Raw genomic sequence first — 16,279 nt, 5'->3', positions numbered from 1 at the left:
TCTGAGACGGGACTCTCATAGTTCGAGATGGCGGCGTACGGTGTGATCACGGCGCGGGTGTCGCGCCGTGACCGCATCGAGCATGCGAAGGAGCAGCCATGTCGCAGGAGTCCGCCGTCTACACCCACGGTCACCACGAGTCCGTACTGCGCTCGCACACCTGGCGCACAGCCGCCAACTCCGCGGCCTACCTGCTGGATTCGCTCAAGCCGCACATGAAGATCCTGGACATCGGCTGCGGCCCCGGCACGATCACCGCCGACCTGGCGGCGCTGGTGCCGGACGGCTCGGTGACCGGTCTGGAGCACGCGCCGGGCGTCCTGGAGCAGGCCCGGGCCGTGGCGGACGACCGCGGACTGACCAACGTCCACTTCGCGGTCGGCGATGTCCACGCACTGGACTACCCGGACGACACCTTCTGCGTCGTCCACGCCCACCAGGTGCTGCAGCACGTCGGCGATCCCGTCCAGGCGCTGCGCGAGATGCGCCGGGTCACCAAGCCGGGCGGGATCGTGGCGGTGCGGGACGCGGACTACGGCACGATGACGTGGTTCCCGGACGTCGACGGCATGGACGCCTGGCTGGACCTGTACATGCGGGTCGCGGTGGCCAACGGGGGCGCGCCGGACGGCGGGCGCCGACTGCGGTCCTGGGCGCTGTCGGCCGGGTTCGCGCCGGACGCGGTGACGTCTTCGGTGAGCGGATGGTGCTATGCCACCGACGAGGAACGCGCCTGGTGGAGCGGCCTGTGGGCGGACCGCACGCTGGCTTCCACGTACGCCGAGCGGGCGACGGAAGGCGGCCATGCCACCCCGGCCGAGCTGCGGCGGATCAGCGACGCCTGGCGCGAGTGGGGCCGCCGCGAGGACGGCTGGTTCGCGATGGTGCACGGCGAAATCCTGTGCCGCGTGTGAGGACCGTCTGGAGGAGTTCTGGGATGATCGCGTTGTACGGCCACGCCAACTAGGCTCCTCCGCATGGACATTCTCGGTACCTCCCTGCGGGTGTGCGTCGACGACCTGGACACCGCGATTCCCGTGTACGAACGGCTGACGGGCGCGCAGGCGCAGCGCTTCCAGCGCGGCGGCGTGTCCGTCGCCGCGGTCGGCTGCTTCTTCCTGATGAGCGGCCCCGAAGCGGAGCTGTCCGTACTCCGCAAGATCGCCGCGACGATCGCGGTGTCGAACGTGGACCAGGCGGTGGACGACCTGAAGGCGGTCGGCGGACAGGTCATCGCGGGCCCGCTCGCCGGCCCCGCCGGCCGCAACATGGTGGCCCGCCACCCGGACGGCTCGATCTTCGAGTACGTGGACCGGGTGGCGATCACCTGACGGGGTTTCGGCTCTTACCGGGACACGTCCAGTTTTACCGGGACACGTCGAGGACGATCTTGCCGCGGGCGCGGCCGGACTGGCTGCGGCGGAACGCCTCCGCGGCCTGCTCCAGGGGCAGCGCCGTGTCGATGTTGACGGTGAGCTTGCCGGCCTCGGCGAGGTCGGCGAGCGCGGTGAGGTCGGCGCTGTCGGGTCGCACCCACACGAGGTGGCCGCCCTTCCCGACGACCTCGTTGTCGACGACCGACGCCACCCGCTTCGGGTCCTTGAGCACCTGCTGGGAGACGTCGACCGCGTCGCCGCCGACGAAGTCCGCCGCCGCGTCCACGCCCTCGGGGGCCAGCGCGCGCACCCGGTCGGCGAGGCCCTCCCCGTAGGTCACCGGCTCGGCGCCCAGCGAGCGCAGGAAGTCGTGGTTGTGCTCGCTCGCCGTGCCGATGACGCGGGCGCCCCAGGCCACCGCGATCTGCACGGCGAACGCGCCGACACCGCCCGCCGCCGCGTGCACCAGCACAGTGTCACCGCTGCCCACGGCCAGCCGCTTCAGCGCCTGGTACGCCGTGAGCCCGGCCAGCGGCACGCCCGCCGCCTGCTGCCAGTCCAGCGCCGCCGGCTTGCGCGCAAGGGTGCGCACCGGCGCCGCGACCAGCTCGGCGAAGGTGCCGTGCTGGACCTCGTCCTTGCGCACGTATCCGAACACCTCGTCCCCGACGGCGTACTCCGTCGCGTCCATGCCGACCTCCTCGACGACACCGGACACGTCCCACCCGGGGATCAGCGGGAAGTGCACATGCATGATCGGGTCGAGATAGCCGGCCAGGATCTTCCAGTCGACCGGATTGACGCCGGCCGCCTTCACCCGGATCAGGACGGAGTCGGGCGCCACCTTCGGGGCGGGCTGGTCGGTGAGTTCGAGGACGTCGGGGTCGCCGTAGCTGTTCGCGGTGATTGCCTTCATGTCGCAGTGAACGAACGTCCTCGCCTGATCATTCCGTTCGTCGCTCGTATGGGTGACTCCCTTGGATGACTCCCTGCCCGGGAGCCGTGGAGTCAGGCCGGGCGCATCCGGTACTCGTACCGCTCCGGGAGCGGATGAGCGGCGCGGGCCCGGGCGCGTACCTCGTCCGTGACCGGGCCGTCGCCGGCGACGAGCCGTTCGGCGATCGCGTACCAGGTGTCGCTGAGGGTCTCGTCGCCCTCGCGGAGGTCCGCGACCTCGAAGCCCTCGTCGAAGACCGCGCGGGCGCCGGGCGCGTCGCCCTGCGCGAGCAGGACCTGCGCCGCCAGCAGGCGGAAGCGGCCGCGTGCGCGGTCCGAGGGGCGCAGCCGGTCGAGGACGGCGGCCGCGTCGTCGGCGCGGTCGGCCGCGATCAGCGCCGGGACCGCCTCGCGGGCGAGTGCGGGCAGTACGGTGCGCTGCACCTCCTCCTCTGTTTCCCCCGCGCACGCGACCGCTTCGGCGTACCGCTGCGCCGCCCGGGCCGTCTCGCCCGCCGCGGCCTCCGCGACCGCCAGGCAGTACAGCGGCCAGCAGCTCCGGCCACGGGAGAGCGCGCGTTCCCAGCTCCGGACGGCCTGGGCGCGGTCGCCCGCGTGCCACTGGGCGACGCCCAGGTGGTAGTCGGACGACGGGCTCGGGCGCGCGGACTCCAGGAGGTCGCGCCAGGGCGGGGCGACCAGCGAGGCACCCGGTACGCCGGGCCCGGCCGGGCGCGCGTCCGAGTGTGCGTCCGGGAGGTCGCCGGTCCGCAGGAGCTCCAGCCAGGGCCGCTGTTCCTCGCTCAGAGTGTCCTCGGTGAACGGCGTGCCCGGCAGGTCGTACCCGGCGCGGGCCACCTCCAGCGCGCCCCAGCCGGAGCCGGTGGCGAGCCGCTCCTTCGGTTCGAGGTCGGCGTACGGCCGCCAAGTGGCGTACGCGGTGGCCACGTCGGCGCGCGGCAGCGTCGCTTCGAGCCGGTTCGCGACCTCACCACGGGCCGCGCTCCAGTCCGTCCCGTGCACCGTTTCCGGGTCGGTGGCCAGCGGCCCGTACGCCTCCAGCCACGCGAACTCCGCCCCGCCTTCGAGGGGCACGTGCTCCAGCTGGGTGCGGGCGAGCCCGGCCTGGATCTCGGCGTACCCGGGGGTGCCCGGCTCGGTCAGCCACTCCTGCCAGTGCCGCCCGGCCCGGCCGGCGCCCCACAGGAAGAGCTTGCGGCCGCGCAGGGTGTCGGTGGAGGTGTGCACGAGACCGTGGCCCGCGGCGTCGAGGGAGGCGATCCAGGGGCGGTTGCCGGGCGCGATCTCGTAGAAGTAGTCGGCGGGGTACTCGCTGCGCAGCGGGTACGTGCGGTCGGTGCCACCGGACTCGGGGACCGGGACGCGGCGCAGCGTGCGCTCGTACCCGAAGTGCCACGCCTCGTCGGCGGGGGCGAGGACGCGGGTGCGCGCGTCCTCGGGGACGGCGATGTTGGACCACCAGTAGACGGGCGCGGTGTGGTGGTGGGGATTCTGTATGCGAACGCCCACGTACAGAAAATCGGATCCGTCCGGGAGCCAGAGGTCGACCTGAAAGGGCAGATCGCGCAGCAGCTCCCACTCCCACAGGCGCAGCATCTCCCCGCCGTCCGGCGCGGGCACGCGCGCGGCGTGCACGGGGGCACAGGAGAGCGTGGTGTGCCCGGTCGCGCCGATGTTCCATTCGATGCCGCCGGAGAACCACGCGCCGTTGAGGGCAAAGTCGGCGGGCTGGAACACGGGGTTGCGGTAGAGGAGTTCGCGTCCGGTGGGCTTGTGGTGCAGCGAATGGACGCGGCCGCCGAGGCCCGGCAGGACGGTGGCGCGCAGCCGGTCGTTCTCGATCACGAGCGCGTCGAGGTCCGTGCGGGTGCGGTCGCGGCCGTAACCGTCCCTGCGACGTACGGGCAGCAGCGATTCCAGTGGCCGGTAGGCGAGCTGCCGGGCCATGTCGGCGGGCACGCCCGCGTCCTCGGGGACGGTGATGCGGTGCACGTCACGGGGGCCGGCCAGCGCGGGCAGCGGGTTGTCGGGGCCGACGGCCGCCGCGGGCAGGGAGAGGGTGGTGCGTCGCACACTCGTGGCCACAGCGCCTCGCAGTCGGACCGGGCCGCCCCGGTCACGGCGGCCGTCTGGTGACCATGGAACCCTCTCCCGGCCCTGCTGAACAGGGCGTCCTCCGGTCAGGGTTGCGCAAAAAGAATTCGCGCGACACGGCGCCGGTGGATGATGGATGCTGGCCCCGTACACCGTATGACGCACACCGCATGGCGCGGACCGTATACCGCGGACTGTGGGCTGCGGACCGCGGACTGCATGACATGGACCGTGTGCCGCAGACGCGCGGCGCGGCGAAGGCGAGGACGGACGAGATGGCCACCGAGCACACCTACCGCGTGATCGTGCGCGGCAAGTGGGACGGGCTGACCGAGGAGGCCCGGGCGCGGCTGCGGGCCGAGGCCGACGAACAGGGCCTGGCGCAGCTGCAGTTCACGCCCGAGGGATCACTCGCGTGCGACCCCTCGATGACGTCCTTCGCGTATCGGTACGTCGTCGTCTCGGACGCGGCGGACGGCGAGGAGATGGCGGCCGCGCTCGCCGAGGAGAAGGCCGAGCACGCGCTGCGCGCCGCCGGGTACGGCTACCGCGACCTGCGCTCCTCGGCCACGGACATGGACACGATGAAGGTCAACCGGAAGCGGCGCTGAGGGGGCGGGCCGGCGATGCGGGGATCACGGGCCTTCCGGGGGCATCATCTCGCTGGTGATGGCCCAGCGCTCGTGGTCCCGCCAGGCCCCGTCGATGAAGAGGAAGTCGGGCGAGTAGCCCTCCTTGCGGAAGCCGTTGCGGCGGGCGAGCGCGATCGAGGCGGTGTTCTCCGGCTGAACGTTGACCTCGATGCGGTGCAGGCCGAGCGGGCCGAAGGCGTACCGCAGGATCAGCTGGAGGCCCTCGCTCATCAGTCCGCGGCCCGCGGCGTGCGCGAAGGCGCCGTAGCCGGCCGCGCCGCAGCGGAAGGCGCCGTGCACGATGTTGTTGATCGTGAGGTAGCCCGCGATCCGGCCGCCGTCCTGGAGGTCGCAGATCAGGAATCCCGCGCGCGAGGGGTCCTGCAGCCGGTCGTAGTACGCGTCGTAGGACGCCTCGTCGGCGGGCGGGAAGAGCCAGGGCCGGTGCAGCTCCACGCTCTCCTGCGTCCGCGCGATGAACTCCGCGCGGTCCGCCGGCCGGAAGGGCCGGATGCCCACGCGGTGACCGCGGGCGAGGTACGGGTCGGGCTCCCCCGCGGCGACGGACGCGGGCGCGAGGTGTCGATCGTCGGCCATCGTCGGATGATATCGGTCAGGTGTGCGGGGTGGGCTGCTGTGCGTGCGGGGGGCGTGTCTGCGGAGCCACTCCATTGCGTCGCGCCGGCCGGGCCGGAAGCCCGGCTCTCACCACCACTCCGGCGCGTCGCTCCCCCAATTGCTGGGCGGGCGCGACCAGTTGGCCGGCCCGTCGGCGAAGGAGACCGGCGGCAGGGCGTGCCGCAGGCGGCCCAGGGGGCTGTCGGCGTCGGCGAGCCGGACCTCCGGGTCGAAGGCGTCGGCGGCGCCGGCGGCGTCGGGCGCCCGCCACGGCAGCACCTCGGTGAGCAGCGCGGCGGTCTGTGTGAGGGCGAGCGTCGCGAGCCGGGAACCGCCCGTACGGGACCGCTCGGTGAGCGCCCGCAGTACGGCGGCGGCCAGCAGGTAGCCGGTGGCGTGATCCAGCGCCTGGGCGGGCAGCACACCGGGGGTGCCGTCGGCCGCCGCCTCGGTCACGGCGATGCCGGTGGCGGCCTGGACGAGGCTGTCGAAACCGCGGCGGGCGCCCCACGGGCCGTAGTCGCCCCAGGCGGACAGCCGCGCGACGACGATGCCGGGGCGGCGCTCGGCCAGCGCTTCCGGGGCCAGCCCGAAGCGGTCCAGGGCGCCCGGCCGGTAGCCGGTGACGACCACGTCGGCGAGGGCCAGCAGCTCCTCGAAGGACGCCCGTCCGGCCCGCGCGCCGAGATCCAGTACGGCGGAACGTTTTCCGAAGCCGGTGTCGCCGTGCGTGTCCCGGCTCTCGGGCAGGCCGGGCGCGTCGATGCGCAGCACGTCGGCGCCGAGCAGCGCGAGCGTACGGGTGGCGACCGGCCCGGCGAGCACCCGCGTGAGGTCCAGTACGCGCAGCCCGGCGGCGGGCAGCAGCGGGTCGCCGGCCAGGCCCGGCGGCCGGACCGGCGGCGTGGCGGCGCCGAGCGGCGCGAGGGTGAGCAGCGGGCGGCGGGCCACGGCGGCACCCTGCGGATGGGCGGCCCACTCCTTCGCGTCCCGTACCGCGACGGCCAGACCGCCCGCCGCGTACACCGTCTCCTCGACCTCCCCGGCGCTCCGCCCCGCGAGCTCGGCCGCGAGCGCCTCGGGCCCGGCGTCACCGGGCAGACCGAGTGCGGCGAGCAGGCGGTCGCGGTGGTGCGGGTAATTGGCGTGCGTACGCAGTCGACCGTCGGCGGTCTGCCAGAAACCGGAGAGCGGCGCGAAGGCGGTGGGCGCGCGGCCGTCGATGCGCAGATGGCGCTCGCTGAGGAAGGCGGTGGCCACGGCGCCGTCGTCGACGGTCACGGCGGGTACGGGGCCGCCGGTACGGGCCGCGGCGAGCTCCGCGCCGGCCAGCGCGCAGACCGCGACGGCCGTCCTGGCCAGGTCCATGACCGGCAGCCGCGCGGGCAGCAGCCCGCGCGCACCGCCGTACCGCACCCGTCCGGTCAGCCCGGCCGGACCGCCGAGCGCGGCCCAGACGAGGGCCGCCGCGTCACCTCGGTACCCCGCGTCGTCATCCATCCCGCCAGTGTGGCACTGAGTGCCACCCACGAGAAGAGCACCGCCGCCGAGCTGTGCGCGGGGGACGGTATGCGGTACCGGATCGGCGCGAACCACTCGCCACCCCCGGCACTTCTCGGCCACTCCGGGGCCGCCCGGTCGGCGCCACTGAGGAGCGGCGGCCTCCACTCAACCGCCCGGCGAACGCCCCGCCCCCTCGTCCCGCTCCAGTACGCCCAGTTCAGCCGCCTCGTAGCAGACACGACGACCAACTCGTGTCAGTAACCGACTACTTGGCCGAACACTGCGTAGTGGTTTCTCCTGAGATGGCATGAAATGAGAAGCGGCACACCCGAGTTAGCGCACCGGAGGTACGCCGTGTCGGAAGCCATATCCGAAGCGGTCACGGAAACCGTCGCGTTTCCGCAGGACCGCGCCTGTCCCTACCACCCGCCCACCGCCTACGCGCCCCTGCGCGACCAGGGGGCGCTCGCCCGCGTCCACCTCTACGACGGTCGGGAGGTGTGGGTTGTGACAGGGCACGCCGAAGCACGCGCCCTGCTCACCGACCAGCGCCTGTCGTCCGACCGGCTGAACCCCGACTTCCCGATTCCCACCGCCCGGTTCGCGGGGCTGCGCGACGAGGACCGCAAGAGCCGCGCCATGCTCCTCGGGGTGGACGACCCCGAGCACAACGTCCAGCGGCGGATGCTGATCCCCAGCTTCGGCCTGAAGCGGATGACGGCGCTGCGCCCGCGTATCCAGCAGATTGTCGACCGGCTACTGGATGACATGGTGGCCGCCGGGCAGCCGGCCGAGCTGGTCTCGGCGTTCGCCCTGCCGGTGCCGTCCATGGTCATCTGCGAGCTGCTCGGCGTCCCGTACGCCGACCACGAGTTCTTCGAGGACGCGTCGCGCCGTCTGCTGCGCGGCCCGACCGCGGACGACTCCCGGAAGGCCCTGGAGGACCTGGAGGAGTACTTCGGCGAACTGATCACGCGGAAGGAGGCCGAGCCGGGCGACGGGCTGCTGGACGAGCTGATCGCCGACCGGCTGCGCACCGGCGACCTGGCGCACGACGAGCTGGTCGGCATGGCGATGATCCTGCTGATCGCCGGGCACGAGACGACCGCCAACATGATCTCGCTGGGCGTGTTCACGCTGTTGCAGCAGCCGGAGAAGCTGGCGGCGCTGCGCGCGGATCCCTCGCTGATGCCCGCCGCGGTCGAGGAGCTGCTGCGGTACCTCTCCATCGCGGACGGGATGCTGCGGGTGGCGACCGCGGACATCGAGATCGGCGGCGTGACCATCGAGAAGGGCGACGGCGTGGTGTTCTCCACCTCGCTCGTCAACCGTGACGAGACGGCGTACGAGTCGCCGGACGAGCTGGACTGGGACCGCTCCGCGCGGCACCACGTCGCCTTCGGGTTCGGCATCCACCAGTGCCTGGGTCAGAACCTGGCCCGCGCCGAGCTGGAGATCGCGCTGCACACGCTCTTCGACCGGTTCCGCGGCCTGCGCCTCGCGGCACCCGCCGAGGAGATCCCGTTCAAGCCCGGCGACACCATCCAGGGCATGGTGGAACTCCCCGTCGCCTGGTAGCAGTTGACACTGCAGTACCGCCCATCGCGCAGTACGGATCAACACGCACTACCGCTCACCGCACCACCGGAGCCGGCCCCGTCCCCGACACGGCAGCACCACACCGCGCCGGGCCGGCCCCTCCCCCACAAGCCACCCACGGACTCAGGGACCGACCATGCCGACCACCCAGCACATCAGCATCGACACGGAGCGCTGCATCGGATCGGGGCAGTGCGCCCTCACCGCGCCCAAGACCTTCACGCAGGACGACGACGGCTTCAGCGCACTGCTCCCGCACGCCGAGGACGCCCCCGCCGACCCCCTCGCACGCGAGGCCGCCCGCGCCTGCCCGGTACAGGCGATCACGGTCGCGGAGGACTGAGAACCCGACCCGAAGTGACACAAGACCAACGGGCCCGGCCGTAACCGCATCACTGACGAGAGCAGGTCAGGACTGACGGCGCGCGAAGAGGACCGCCCCTGGAACTCTCTCGTCGAGGTCGAGCAGCATCTGTGCCTCTACGGTGAACCCGGAATCGCGCAGCCGGGCCGCCAGTTGGTCAGGCCGGCGGTGGTGGACGTGGACGTGCATCGGGTGACCGCCATACCCCTGCGTCTTCAGCCTCGTCTCATCGCCGACGTGAAAACCGAGCAGGAGTGGCCCGCCGGGACGCAACACCCGGTGGAAGTGGCCGAAGACCGTAGGAACGGCGTCGTCGGGGACATGAATCAACGACCAGAAGGCGAGCAGACCGGCGGCCGAAGCGTCGGCGAGTTCGAGGTCCGTCATCGAGCCCACCTCGAACCGCAGACCGGGGTGGTCCCGCCGAGCCACGTCGATCATCACGGGTGAAAGGTCGATACCGAACACGTCCACACCCAGCTCACGCAGGTGAGCGGTGACGTGTCCGGGTCCGCAACCCACGTCCGCCACCGGCCCGCCGCCCGTGCCGCGCACCAAGTCGGCGAACAACGCCAACGCCGCTCGAAGGTACGGCTGCCCGGCCAACACCTCGGGTACCTGGTCGGCGTAATCGGCCGCGACCGTGTCGTAGGAGCTCCGGGTGTCTGCCAACCAACGGTCCGCGTCCATGCCCCGACACAGTACGGCACCCCCTGTTGGGTCGACCGGCTTTCCGTTGCCACGGCCGGGCGGACGCGCGCCCGATGAGTAACACCGCCCGGCAGGTGGCCCCCGTCCGGCCCGCTGGCCGGCGGGCCGGACGGGGCAACTACCGCCCTGCCAGCGGCAGTTCGAGCGTGCCCGTGTCTTCGGGCGCGCTGGTCACCGTTACCGGCTTGATGCCGCGGTTGCCGTAGTACGCCGTGTCGCTTGCCGCGATGACGAACTGCAGGCGGTGGCCGGGCTGGTAGCGGTGCACGATGGCCGGCAGCTCGACGGTGAACGGGCGGGTCACGTCCGGCACCCGCGCGGGCGCCACGAGCCGGTGCACGAGCGTCTTGGAGCCGTCGGGCGCGATGTCGTACAGCTTGGCGAAGAGCACCAGCTTGTCGGCCGCGTCACCGGAGTTCTGCACCTTCTCCGTGCGCGGCGAGACGACCTTCAGGGTCGCCTTCGGGGCACCCACCACATCGACGGGCGCGCCCTCGACCGGCTCGGACGTCCAGCCCAGGTAGGTCCCCTTGAGGTCGTACGGCTCAGGGTCCTTCAGCCCGATGAGCCCGGCCAGCGAGCTCTCCGAGTGGCTGGTGGGCAGCAGCCCGTTGCGGTACTCGCGGCTGCCGCGCGCCACTTTCGACCGGTTGTTGACGAGCTTGCCGTCGCCGGAGAGGTACAGCTTCCAGGCGTCGCCGCTCGCGGGGAACGTGGCCGACGTGCCGTACGTCTGCCCGGCCGGCATCCAGTCCCGGTAGTAGGCGAACGCGGGCCCGGTGTCGGTGCCCTTCTTGTGCTGGAGGTAGCGGTCGAACCAGGCCAGGATGCGCTGCCCGACGTAACTGGTCTCCAAGTTCCCCTCGGCAAGGTTCAGTTCGCCGGAGGCCGGGTCGGTCATGCCGCCGCTGTGGCCCCAGGACTGCCAGATCATCTTTGCCTCGGTGCCCTGCGCGGTGAGTGTCCGGTACGTGGCCGCCGCCTCGTTGAGGTTGAACAGGGTGTCCGCCTGGCCCTGGACCAGCAGGGTCGGCGCCTTGACGGACTTCAGGTACGAAACGGGGCTGACGCTGCGCGCGTAGTCGAGGATCGACTGCTTACTGTCGTCGGTATACCGGCCCGAATCCAGCCAGCGCTTGGTCTCGCACGCCTTGGCGACGAAGTGCAGACAGCCGGCACCACCGAGCCGGGACGGATCCAGGCTCGGGTTGAGCAGCCCCTGCGCCTCGCCGAGGAGGAAGAACCCGTTGGTCCACTGGTACTTGTACACACCGGGGACATCGTTGCTGACGCTGCCCGCCGGCTGGTCGGCGTTGTTGGGGTCCAGGGAGTACGCCAGGTCGTTCCAGGTAATCAGGGGGACGAGGGCGTCCACGCGGTGATCGACGGAGGCCGTGGCCATCTGGATCGCGCCGCCGTACGAGCCGCCGATCATGCCGACGCGTGGGTCGGCACCGTTCGCCCCGGTCCCCTCGGCCTTCCCGGTCCCTGCGGCCTTCCCGGCCCCTGCGGTCTTCCCGCTCCCGCCGTCCTTCGTCACGTAGTCGACGCGGGTGCCGTCGTCCGCCGTGCGCGTACCGGCGAGGAAGTCGATGAGCTGACTGGCCGCCTGGCCGTCGATCCGCGGATCGTCGAGCGAGATCGGGCAGCCGGACTTGCCGAAGCCGAGGCCGGAATAGGAGAGCGCAACATAGCCGCGCTCGGCGAAGGCGCGGGCGGTGGCGGCGGTCGAGCCGTCCGCCTTGCTGCCGCCGAAGCCGTTGGTGGTCAGGACGGCGGGCGCGGGGTGCGCGGCGTCGACACCGGCCGGGCGGTAGAGATCGGCGTCCACCGTGCAGTCGCGGTCGCCGGCCCGCACGGTCAGCTTCACGGCGGTGACGTCGTACGGGTCGGCGGCCGCGGCAGGGGCGGCGAGCGCGAGCGGGGCGGCCATGGTGACAGCGGCCAACAGGGCGAGGGACGTGCGCAGAACGGGGCGGGACACTGCTGGGTACACGCTGACCTCCACAGAGACACGCCATACCTACCAGTCAGTACGGCGCGCTCATGGTCGGGCATGCATTTCGGACATGTCAACGGAGGTGACGAAAGTTATTACCCGGGAGTCAGTTACCGCTGGTCACACGGGAGTTGATGAGTTGGTGGAGGCCGGCAGGCTGCTGAGAAAGGCGCGGACGTGGCGCAGCCACGTCATACGGTCGACCGGATTCAGTATGTGGGCCGCACCGGGCAGTTCGATCAGCTCGGCGCCCGCGATGCCGGCCGCCAGGCGGTGCGAGCTGTCGGGGAGGACCAGCCTGTCGCCCATCGGGGCCACCACCAGCGTGGGCGCGGACACCTTTGCCAGGTCGGCCCGTACGTCCACCCGGGACACCAGGTCGAAGTGGTCCACCATCCCCGGCGGCATCCCGGCCAGGGTCTGCGCCACCAGCGCGTCGAGGTCGGACGGCGCCAGCTCCGCCAGGTCCGTCCGCGACAGGCACGACACGCAGGCGAGCCGGGCCACTTCTTCCCAATAGCTCATATCCGCAAGCGACTTGATGAGCCGGGCGGCCAGCGCCAGGACCGGGTCCGCGACCGGGAAACCGGCGGTGAGGACGAGCGCCCTGACCCGTGCGGGATGCCGGGTGGCGACCCGGACGGCCACGGCGCTCCCGAGCGACTCCCCGAGCACGGCGAACGACTCCTCCCCTGCCGCGACCGCGGAGGCGACGAGTTGGTCGGCGAGTACATCCAGGTCCAGGGGCTCGGCAGCGGCGGGCGAACCACCCGCGCCCGGGTAGTGCGGGCCGATGAGCGTGTGGTCGCGGGCGAGATCGTCCAGGACCAGGCCGAAGTTGCCGACGATGCCGCCGCCCGCACCGTGCGCGAGCAGCAGCGCGGGACCGCTGCCCTGGACGACGACGTCGAGGTGAGGGGTGGGAAGTGGGTGCTCCGAGTGCTCAGCGTTCATGCCGACGACGCTAAACTCTGACATCAGTGTCAGAGTCAAGTCGCGGCGCCGGAAGACGAACCAGGAGGCGAACCACGTGCGGATGAAGGAGATGGTCCGGCGCACGGGAGTGCACGAGCGGCTGCTGCGCTACTACGAACAGCAGGGGCTGCTGGCACCGCAGCGGCTGCCGAGCGGATACCGGGTCTACGACGAGTCGGACGTGGAAACGGTGCACCGCATCCGCTGCCTGCTGGCGGCGGGGCTGACGACCTCGCTGATCGCGGAGGTGCTGCCCTGCATCCGTACGGACGACGGCCGGCTACTCCCCACCTGCCCGGATCTGGTCGCCCGGCTGGAGCAGGAAAGGGAGCGGATCAGCCGCGCCATCGGTGAATTGCACGCGTCCCGCACGATGCTCGACTCCGTCATCGCCGCCAAGCCCGGGTGACGGCCCGCACCGGGCAGCTTGTCGTCGGCGCCGGAGACCGGGGTCGGTGCGTCAGGTCAGTGGCGGTACGTCGAAAGTCAGCGTGCGCGCGTCCGCGTCGAGTGTGGCCGGTACGCCCAGGGGGACCGTCAGTGCCGAGTCGCCGTGCCCGAAGCCGAATTCCTCGACGACGGGCACCCCGAGGCCGCCGAGCCGGTCCGTCAGTACTGCACGCACCCGCTCGTACGGGCCGCAGCGTGCCCAGGAACCGAGCAGGACGCCGGTCGCGCCGGTCAGCATGCCGGAGCGCAGCAGTTGGGTCAGCGCGCGGTCGATGGCGTACGGCGCCTCGCCCACGTCCTCCAGCAGCAACAGGCCGCCGGCCGCGTCCGGGCGCGCGTCCGGCGTGCCCGCCTCGCTCGCCAGCAGCGCCAGGCAGCCGCCGAAGGTGACGCCGTGCGCCCGGCCCGGCAGCAGCGTCCGCGCCGTGCCGGGCGCCAGGGTCAGTACGGCCGGGTCCTCGGGAGTGAAGAGCGTGCGCCGCAGGTGGTCGCGGGTGGGCTCGTCCTTGAGGAAGATCTCGCCGGCCACCGCGGGGCCGTGCAGCGTCGCCACCCCGGCCCGCAGCGCGAACGCCTCGTGCAGCACCGTCACATCGCTGAAGCCGATCAGCGGCTTGGGCGACGCCGCGCGTATCGCTTCCCAGTCCAGCAGGTCGACCATGCGCTGCGCGCCGTACCCGCCGCGCGCCGCGAACACCGCCGCCACCGCCGGGTCGCACCAGGCGTCCTGGAGATCACGGGCCCGGCGCTCGTCGGGCGCGGCGAGATACGTCAACTCCTCGTGCCCCGCGCGGACATGAGGCGCCAGTACCGGGTCGAGGTCCCAGCCGCGCAGGATGTCCAGGCCGGCGTCCAGCCGCTCGGGGGCGACCGGGCCGCTGGGCGCGACGACGGCCACCCGGTCGCCGGGCCGCAGCCGGGGCGGCCGGATGCCCTGCCGCACGGTCACTTGCCCAGTTCCAGCGTCGGCACGTCCGTACGCGTCATGCCGAATGTCTGCGCGTACAGGGACAGTTCGGCCTCGAGGGCGCGGACGATGGTGTCCTCGCGGCGGAAGCCGTGGCCCTCGCCCTCGAAGGCGAGATACGCGTGCGGGATGCCACAGCGGGCGACCTCGGCGAGGAACCGCTCGGCCTGCGCGGGCGGGCAGATCACATCGTCCAGGCCCTGGAGCAGCAGGAACGGCACGGAGATCCGGTCCGCCCGATGCAGCGGCGAGCGGTCTCGGTACCGGTCGGGGACCTCCGCGAGCGGGCCGACCAGCGACTCCAGGTACTGCGACTCGAAGTCGTGGGTCTCGCCGCCGGCCCAGGCCGTCAGGTCCAGGACCGGATAGCTGATCGTGCCGCAGGCGTAGAGGTCCGTGCCGGTCAGCGAGGCAGCGGTGGTCCAGCCGCCCGCGCTGCCGCCCCGGATGGCGAGCCGGGAGCGGTCGGCGGTGCCCTCGTCGGCCAGCGCCCGGGCGACCGCGGCGCAGTCCTCGACGTCCACCACGCCCCACTGCTCGCGCAGCCGCTCGCGGTACTCCCTGCCGTACCCCGTCGAGCCGCCGTAGTTGACCTCCGCGACGCCGAAGCCGCGCGAGGTGAAGTAGGCGATCTCCAGGTCGAGAACGAGCGGGGCGTGGCCGGTGGGGCCGCCGTGCGCCCACACCACGAAGGGGGCGGGCTCGCCGTCCGGCGGGGCGTGGGTGGGGCTGTGCGGTGGGTAGACGTGGGTGTGGATGTCCCGGCCGTCCGGGCCGGTGAAGGTGCGGATCTGCGGCTCGGGGTAATACGCCGGGTCGAGCGCGTCGACGTGCCGGGCGGCGATCACCCGTGAGCGGCCGGTCAGCGTGTCCAGCTCGACGATCTCGTACGCGCTGCGCGGGCTGGCGGCGATGCCGATGACGCGCGTGCCGTGCACGGCGAGCGAGGGGGCCCACTCCGTCCACGGCCCGGCCGCGTCGACCAGCTCGCCGGTGACCGGATCCAGTATGCCGAGACGGTTCGTGCCGTGGCCGTGGAGCGTGGCGATGGTGCCGCCCTCCAGCGGTAGGAACCAGCGCAGCCCGACCTTCCACAGCGGCCCGCCGAACTCCTCCTGCCGGGCCGGATAGAGGCGCCTGGTCGCCGTGGCGCCCTCCGCTCCCGCGGCCGCCGGGTCCGGGTCGGCGCTCCGCAGCTCCCACCAGCCGTCGGCGTCCGAGACGTACAGCAACGAGCCGTCCGCCGCCCACTCGATCTGCGCGACGGACTCCTCGGCGCCACCGACCAGGGCGCGGGCGCCGGTGAACGCGCCGTCCCCGGTCACCTCCGCGACCATGACGACCGTGCCGTCCCAAGGCATACGGGGGTGGTCCCAGGCGATCCAGGCGGCCCGGCCGCCGTCCGGGGAGAGCCGCGGCCCGGTGACGAAGCGGTGCCGGTCGTCGCTCAACTCCCTTATGGAGTCCCGGTCTTCGGCGGCCGAGCCGTCCAGGGGCACGGCCGCGATCACCCGGCGCACGTCTGTGGGTCCCTCGCCCGTGAACTCCTCCAGCACGCACCAGACTTCGCCGCGGCCGGGCAGCACGACCGGATCCACCCAGCGCAGGCCGCCGCCGACGGCGGAGACCGGGGTGAGCGGGCGCGGCTCGCCGTCCCCGTCCGGCGCGTACGCGTACAGCCGCTGGTCGGCGAAGTGAACGAAGACGACGAGGGGCGCGCCGTCCGCGTCCAGCGCACCGGCCCAGGGCTGGCCGCCGTACTCGATGACCCGGCTGCGGACGTTCCACGGCGGGGGCAGCACCGACTGCTCCGCGCCCTCCGGCGTGCGCCGGACGAGCGCCCGGCGGCCGCCCTCCTCGGGACGCGGCTCGGTCCACCACACCTCGTCGCCCACCACGCCGAGGTACTCCGGGCGGCCGTCGTGGGCGGCGACCAGCCGGGCGTCAATGGGCGACGGCCAGGCTCCATAGGGCGCCGTGGTCACCATGGTGGTGTTCCTCTCAGTCCGATCGGTCCGTTCGGTCCAGTTCAGC

15 protein-coding genes are annotated in these 16,279 nt (G+C 72.5%); 6 read left to right on the top strand and 9 right to left on the bottom strand.

Going from position 1 to position 16,279, the window contains the following annotated elements; translation table 11 throughout:
- Window positions 1–98: 98 nt before the first annotated feature.
- On the top strand, window positions 99–914 hold the full coding sequence (locus IF04_RS0108035; RefSeq protein ID WP_030252909.1) for a class I SAM-dependent methyltransferase: 816 nt from the start codon (window positions 99–101) through the stop codon (window positions 912–914).
- Window positions 915–977: 63 nt separating this feature from the next.
- On the top strand, window positions 978–1,331 hold the full coding sequence (locus tag IF04_RS0108030; protein WP_030252908.1) for a VOC family protein: 354 nt from the start codon (window positions 978–980) through the stop codon (window positions 1,329–1,331).
- A 34-nt stretch (window positions 1,332–1,365) separates the two neighbouring features.
- On the opposite strand, the gene IF04_RS0108025 is transcribed toward IF04_RS0108030, so the two are convergent.
- On the bottom strand, window positions 1,366–2,292 hold the full coding sequence (locus IF04_RS0108025) for an NADP-dependent oxidoreductase (RefSeq protein ID WP_030252907.1): 927 nt from the start codon (window positions 2,290–2,292) through the stop codon (window positions 1,366–1,368).
- A 92-nt stretch (window positions 2,293–2,384) separates the two neighbouring features.
- Window positions 2,385–4,418 (bottom strand): DUF5107 domain-containing protein, encoded by a 2,034-nt coding sequence (locus IF04_RS0108020; protein ID WP_030252906.1) that lies wholly within the window; start codon window positions 4,416–4,418, stop codon window positions 2,385–2,387.
- A gap of 284 nt (window positions 4,419–4,702) precedes the next feature.
- Here IF04_RS0108020 and IF04_RS0108015 point away from each other — a divergent pair, with 284 nt between their 5' ends.
- Entirely contained in the window at window positions 4,703–5,038 is a 336-nt protein-coding gene (locus IF04_RS0108015; protein ID WP_030252905.1) for a DUF6204 family protein, read from the top strand.
- A gap of 24 nt (window positions 5,039–5,062) precedes the next feature.
- Here the strand turns inward: IF04_RS0108015 and IF04_RS0108010 are convergent, their stop codons facing one another.
- A complete protein-coding gene (locus IF04_RS0108010) occupies window positions 5,063–5,656 on the bottom strand; it encodes a GNAT family N-acetyltransferase (RefSeq protein ID WP_051830847.1) in 594 nt (197 codons plus the stop codon).
- A 108-nt stretch (window positions 5,657–5,764) separates the two neighbouring features.
- Window positions 5,765–7,177 (bottom strand): CoA transferase, encoded by a 1,413-nt coding sequence (locus IF04_RS0108005; RefSeq protein WP_030252903.1) that lies wholly within the window; start codon window positions 7,175–7,177, stop codon window positions 5,765–5,767.
- A gap of 315 nt (window positions 7,178–7,492) precedes the next feature.
- Here IF04_RS0108005 and IF04_RS0108000 point away from each other — a divergent pair, with 315 nt between their 5' ends.
- On the top strand, window positions 7,493–8,758 hold the full coding sequence (locus IF04_RS0108000; RefSeq protein ID WP_078599973.1) for a cytochrome P450: 1,266 nt from the start codon (window positions 7,493–7,495) through the stop codon (window positions 8,756–8,758).
- 157 nt (window positions 8,759–8,915) lie between these two features.
- Complete coding sequence (locus IF04_RS0107995) at window positions 8,916–9,122, top strand: ferredoxin (RefSeq protein WP_030252901.1); 207 nt, start codon at window positions 8,916–8,918, stop codon at window positions 9,120–9,122.
- A gap of 66 nt (window positions 9,123–9,188) precedes the next feature.
- On the opposite strand, the gene IF04_RS0107990 is transcribed toward IF04_RS0107995, so the two are convergent.
- From IF04_RS0107990 to IF04_RS0107980, 3 genes are all read right to left on the bottom strand, one after another.
- Window positions 9,189–9,833 carry a class I SAM-dependent DNA methyltransferase gene (locus tag IF04_RS0107990; RefSeq protein WP_030252900.1) on the bottom strand — a complete coding sequence of 215 codons (645 nt, stop codon included), beginning with the start codon at window positions 9,831–9,833 and terminating at the stop codon, window positions 9,189–9,191.
- A gap of 139 nt (window positions 9,834–9,972) precedes the next feature.
- Complete coding sequence (locus IF04_RS0107985) at window positions 9,973–11,787, bottom strand: CocE/NonD family hydrolase (RefSeq protein WP_106975568.1); 1,815 nt, start codon at window positions 11,785–11,787, stop codon at window positions 9,973–9,975.
- 186 nt (window positions 11,788–11,973) lie between these two features.
- Entirely contained in the window at window positions 11,974–12,807 is an 834-nt protein-coding gene (locus tag IF04_RS0107980; protein WP_030252898.1) for an alpha/beta fold hydrolase, read from the bottom strand.
- Window positions 12,808–12,883: 76 nt separating this feature from the next.
- Here IF04_RS0107980 and IF04_RS0107975 point away from each other — a divergent pair, with 76 nt between their 5' ends.
- Entirely contained in the window at window positions 12,884–13,237 is a 354-nt protein-coding gene (locus IF04_RS0107975) for a MerR family transcriptional regulator (RefSeq protein WP_030252897.1), read from the top strand.
- A 51-nt stretch (window positions 13,238–13,288) separates the two neighbouring features.
- Here the strand turns inward: IF04_RS0107975 and IF04_RS0107970 are convergent, their stop codons facing one another.
- Both IF04_RS0107970 and IF04_RS0107965 read right to left on the bottom strand, forming a co-directional pair.
- Window positions 13,289–14,221, bottom strand: a complete 933-nt coding sequence (locus IF04_RS0107970; protein ID WP_425428372.1) for a S66 peptidase family protein — start codon at window positions 14,219–14,221, stop codon at window positions 13,289–13,291.
- Window positions 14,222–14,223: 2 nt separating this feature from the next.
- Window positions 14,224–16,233: a S9 family peptidase gene (locus tag IF04_RS0107965; RefSeq protein WP_030252893.1), complete on the bottom strand. Its 2,010-nt coding sequence runs from the start codon at window positions 16,231–16,233 to the stop codon at window positions 14,224–14,226.
- Window positions 16,234–16,279: the final 46 nt, after the last annotated feature.

Origin of the sequence: Streptomyces violens (assembly GCF_000717745.1) — a bacterium.
Taxonomy (GTDB): Bacteria; Actinomycetota; Actinomycetes; order Streptomycetales; family Streptomycetaceae; genus Streptomyces; species Streptomyces violens.
This window is presented reverse-complemented; position numbering and strand designations above follow the sequence as displayed.